The sequence below is a fragment of the Sedimentibacter sp. genome (genome assembly GCF_033447055.1).
GTDB lineage: Bacteria > Bacillota > Clostridia > Tissierellales > Sedimentibacteraceae > Sedimentibacter.
Genome location: NZ_JAWQJF010000040.1, coordinates 1 through 4,609, shown reverse-complemented (window position 1 = coordinate 4,609; position 4,609 = coordinate 1). Strand labels below are relative to the sequence as shown.

Below are 4,609 nucleotides of genomic sequence, written 5' to 3'. Positions count from 1 at the left end.
CTGCTCCATTCCGTATCCATCAATAACCATTGCCTGAGCAGCCTTTTCATTGGCATCAATCCAAGCACCCAGACCTCTGTCTATATCTTTAATCCATTCTTCACAATATGATTTTTGAGCAGACTGCAGAGAAACTCCCCAAACAAACTGATCCCATGCATTTCCGTTTTTATTGTTATTTATTGTTTCAATTCTCTCTGCGCAAGCATCACGGATTGAAAAGAATAATTCAATGTGCGGTGGCACACACTCCGTATCTCCGAAAAACTGAGGCATCCTGCTATCTAGCGCTATATTTTCAAGATTTAATTCTCCGTCAACCAACATGGTATCAAATAAAAACCTTTGTGGCACCTTAATAAAGTTATATTGTCTTGTCTTATACTTTGAAGGAATCTGAGAATCAATGTATGCTTCTAATGCTGAATGTCGCTTTATTACATTTTTTTCTTCTGCATTAATTCCATCAGCTACATCTGGCCACGAATCTTCAGCCCATTTATTGATATAGCTGTGTCCGAAATAATCTCCGGCAGCATGTGCCATAAAACCAAGGACATAAGCTTTTGCCTGTTTTTTATTATTCATACTTAAAAAATCATTTGCAGGATCATTTTCATCCTCTGGCGGAATAACATCAATATGAACTGTTGAACCGATATAGTTAGTCATAGATTGCTGCAGCTGAGAAGGCACGTAATCTGGCAACTCATTAGCTAAATGCCAAAATGTATTAATCATATCTCCCGGTGTTTGATAAGTGTTGCCAGGATGAAATATGTTTTGACCGATTATTACATCCGGCAAAAGATCCGGTCCAAGTGAACCTGCTCTGTAATATTCCGGATACTGCCTAAGTATTTCTGCATATTCAGGCAACACTTCAAATTCGCCATAAGGTTTTATTTCAACAAATCCATCACTGGCATCCTCTAAAATTAAATTTGCAGAGTAAACATGTGTTTTCACTTTCCATGCATATGCAGGTGTCACATTCAATGAACATAGAATAATAAGAAACGTTACAATTTTAATAATATTTTTTTTACTCATTTCTACCCCCTTGTTTAGCTTCATAATTTTAGTTGCAATATTCTTTTTCATGATTTTTACTAGCACATCCTTTTGAATTTATCAAATATTTATTGGCTTCCCTCCTACTTTTCAATGCTAATATAATTTTATATTCAATTGCATTAAAAGTATATTAATTAAGTCTAATTAAGACACGAAAACAGACCTAACTAATTCTAATGAGGTCTGTTTTTATATTTCACGCAGAGCAAATCCATCTATAAGCAGTATGCAGATTTTTAAACGTATTTGTTATTCAAGCATATCTTTTATCCTGCTGTTATTGATTTCATCGTCAACATTAACTATTATAACATCCATGCCTATTTTTAATATTTCTTCCCACTTAATTCTTCTCGATTTAGACTTGCCCATTATTTCCATAAATTTACTTGCTTCTTCTATGTAAAATGCAGAAATTTTTCCTACTTTCGCATCTATTTCAACATCGTCAAATTTACCTAAAACCTCTCCATTTTTTATATTAACAACATCTTTTTCCATCATATCCCAGTAATTAGTCATAAACTCACCCCTTTGAAATAAAAATCTTAATTACTATAAAATATGTAGACAATAATAAATTATGACACAGCAATGCAATAAAAAACAAAAAAGGAACGCTAAGCGTTCCAACCATAATTATTAACTATTTATAATTCATTTTTAATTGCAATATCTAAAACCTTTTTTCAGCTGATTCAATGCTGATTTTTCAAGACGTGAAACTTGAGCTTGAGATATACCGATTTCATCAGCAACCTCCATTTGAGTTTTTCCTTTATAAAAACGCATGTCAACAATCTGCTTTTCTCTTTCTGATAAATTGCTTATGCTGTCCTCCAATGTTATTTTTTCTATCCACTTTTCATCAATATTTTTTTCATCTTTAACTTGATACACAACATACAGAGCATCCCCTCCATCATTGTAAATTGGTTCAAACAATGATACCGGCTCTTGTATAGATTCCAATGCAAATATGATTTCTTCTTTGTCAACACCAATCTCTTTTGCAATTTCAGCTATTGTAGGTTCTTGTGAATTAATCGCTGTAAGCCTTTCTTTAACTTGTAAAGCTTTATAGGCTGTATCTTTCATAGACCTTGATACTCTGATTGAATTATTGTCTCTTAAATACCTTCTGATTTCACCAATTATCATAGGCACCGCATATGTAGAAAACTTTACGTCCAGAGATAAATCGAAATTATCAATTGACTTAATAAGACCAACGCATCCGATTTGAAACAAATCATCAACTGGCTCATTTTTTGAATTAAATCTTTGAATTACGCTTAGCACAAGTCTTAAATTGCCTTGAATAAACTGTTCTCTTAGCTCATTATCGCCTTCTTGGATTTTCTTTAACATACCTCTCATTTCTGATGTTTTAATTGTAGGCAGTTGAGAAGTATTTACGCCACATATAACTACTTTGTTTATCATCGTCGTTTTCCCCTTTAAAAATATTATCCCCCTTTAAAATTATTTCCCGGTATATGCTTTTTATACAGCTTTGTTAATTTCCTTTTTTAGTCTATTAAGTATCTTTTTCTCAAGGCGAGATATATAAGACTGTGAAATTCCAAGCATATCAGCCACTTCCTTCTGAGTGAAGCTTCTTGAATCGTTAAGTCCGAACCTTAATTTCATTATCATATATTCTCTTTTGTTTAATTTTTTTATAGACTCATTCAGAAGATTTAAATCGACTTCACTTTCCATATCCTTAAAGATAATATCTTCTTCTGTTCCTAAAATATCTGACAGCAAAAGCTCGTTGCCATCCCAGTCTATATTCAATGGTTCATCCAGGGAAATTTCTGTCTTTGCTTTGCCCACACGTCTTAAATGCATTAAAATTTCATTTTCAATGCATTTAGATGCGTATGTTGCAAGTTTTATATTCTTTTCAACCTTAAAAGTATTAACTGCTTTTATAAGTCCAATTGTTCCTATAGAAATTAAATCCTCAACATTAATGCCAGTAGATTCGAATTTTTTTGCAAGGTACACCACAAGTCTTAAATTATGTTCAATCAAAATTGTCTTAGCTTCTTCTGAATCATTAAGCTTACTTATAACTTCCTTTTCTTCTTCCTGAGACAATGGTGCAGGAAGAATATCGCTTCCCCCTATATAAAATATATCTTGTGCATTTCCTAGTTTATCTATTAAAAAGTTAAGTATTCGATTTAAAAAATCTTTAACATGACTTAACATACTCATTATGTATTTCCCTCTCCCACTCTAGTAATTTTTTAAACAACAAAGCGTCATAATCATCCTTTTGGCTGATTTTCTTTGGATAAATTCCAATAATTGCATCTGCATTTATACTGTTCTTGTCATCATCTGATATTTCAACATTATCAGGCACTATACAAACCATTTTTTCTCCAATGCTACTTATGGTGTTGTATTTTACAATTCTCAGTTTAATTTTATCATTTTTATCATTCATGCTGAGTAAATTTTCATAATTGCTCGCTTTATTGTTGTAAAAACATAATATTTCATTATATAAATCATCACCTAAAATATTTCTAATGCTGTCTATATTTACAACTATAACAGGCTTTCCTGTCATTGGGTCCGCAAGTTCATTTCCTGTGTCTATATACGCCCTCAAAACTTTGCTTTCATTCCCTATTCCTATGTTTACACTTCTCATATAATTATTTTTATCTATCCTTGCTTTTATTTCTTTAAAAAAGAAATGCAATGCTGCATATCCAACAAATATGGAAAATACAATTGCATCGATCGTCAACTTGTCATAGTCCAGATAATATAAAGCAGTTATAATTCCTACCATTATCAATGATGTAATGTAAAAGCACAATATAACTCTTACATTTGCTATAATACCTTTGGAATCATAAGCAACCATTATCATTAAAATTGAGACACTGAACTTGACTATGAAATAAGTCATGAAATCCCTGTCAATATATGCTGTTAAAATAACATATAAAGCACCAATGACAGAGGCAATAATCAACCTCCTGTATATAATCATTTTTTTTATCAGTTTGCCCGTAATAAAAAGCAAGATAAAATCAATGAAAAAATTTTCAGCGAAGACATATTCAATATAATAAACCATCTCCACCTCGCACGCTTGTTATTATATGATTTATTAGGAAAAGCAGTGTCATTCTGAGCGTCAGCGAAGAATCTCATTTTTTCATCTTTTTCCTAGCAATCATAATAATCATTATAAAGTACCAATTGAAAATATTTTGTCATAACATGTAATCAAAAATAAAAAAATACGCTTCTCAATGAATATCCGCGTATTTTTATATAGTCATAATTTTAAATTATACCTAAATTTTTTATTTATTTTTAATTAGTTTATAGCCTTTCCAAATTCCACACCAAATTCATAAGCAGTTTTACGCTGTTCTTCCGATGGTTTAAACATTACTCTTAACCCCTCTCCAAAAGCTTTCAGTCTGATTTGCTTATTTCTTTGCATTCTATTAGGTACAGACTCTCCGCTCCCCCCGTAAGCCCCAACATCAGT

At 31.9% G+C, this 4,609-nt stretch carries 5 protein-coding genes; all 5 read right to left on the bottom strand.

Annotated elements, in window-relative coordinates:
• Positions 1-1,053: zinc dependent phospholipase C family protein (locus SA378_RS02575; protein WP_318524429.1), on the bottom strand; the 1,053-nt coding region annotated here is incomplete at its 3' end.
• Between the two features lie 273 nt (positions 1,054-1,326).
• Positions 1,327-1,599 (bottom strand): YlmC/YmxH family sporulation protein, encoded by a 273-nt coding sequence (locus SA378_RS02570; RefSeq protein WP_318524428.1) that lies wholly within the window; start codon positions 1,597-1,599, stop codon positions 1,327-1,329.
• Between the two features lie 141 nt (positions 1,600-1,740).
• Entirely contained in the window at positions 1,741-2,523 is a 783-nt protein-coding gene (sigG, locus tag SA378_RS02565; protein WP_318524427.1) for an RNA polymerase sporulation sigma factor SigG, read from the bottom strand.
• Positions 2,524-2,583: 60 nt separating this feature from the next.
• Complete coding sequence (gene sigE / locus SA378_RS02560; RefSeq protein WP_318524426.1) at positions 2,584-3,306, bottom strand: RNA polymerase sporulation sigma factor SigE; 723 nt, start codon at positions 3,304-3,306, stop codon at positions 2,584-2,586.
• The gene (locus SA378_RS02555) at positions 3,284-4,186 is read right to left on the bottom strand and encodes a sigma-E processing peptidase SpoIIGA (protein WP_318524425.1); all 903 of its coding nucleotides are present in this window, start codon (positions 4,184-4,186) and stop codon (positions 3,284-3,286) included. The genes sigE and SA378_RS02555 overlap by 23 nt, the downstream gene beginning before the upstream one ends.
• Positions 4,187-4,609 lie beyond the last annotated feature (423 nt).

What these genes read in the sequence shown, in the direction of transcription:
- SA378_RS02570 (WP_318524428.1), bottom strand. Translation starts at nt 1,599, where the DNA reads ATGACTAATTACTGGGATATGATGGAAAAAGATGTTGTTAATATAAAA.
- sigE (WP_318524426.1), bottom strand. Translation starts at nt 3,306, where the DNA reads ATGAGTATGTTAAGTCATGTTAAAGATTTTTTAAATCGAATACTTAAC.
- SA378_RS02555 (WP_318524425.1), bottom strand. Translation starts at nt 4,186, where the DNA reads ATGGTTTATTATATTGAATATGTCTTCGCTGAAAATTTTTTCATTGAT.
- sigG (WP_318524427.1), bottom strand. Translation starts at nt 2,523, where the DNA reads ATGATAAACAAAGTAGTTATATGTGGCGTAAATACTTCTCAACTGCCT.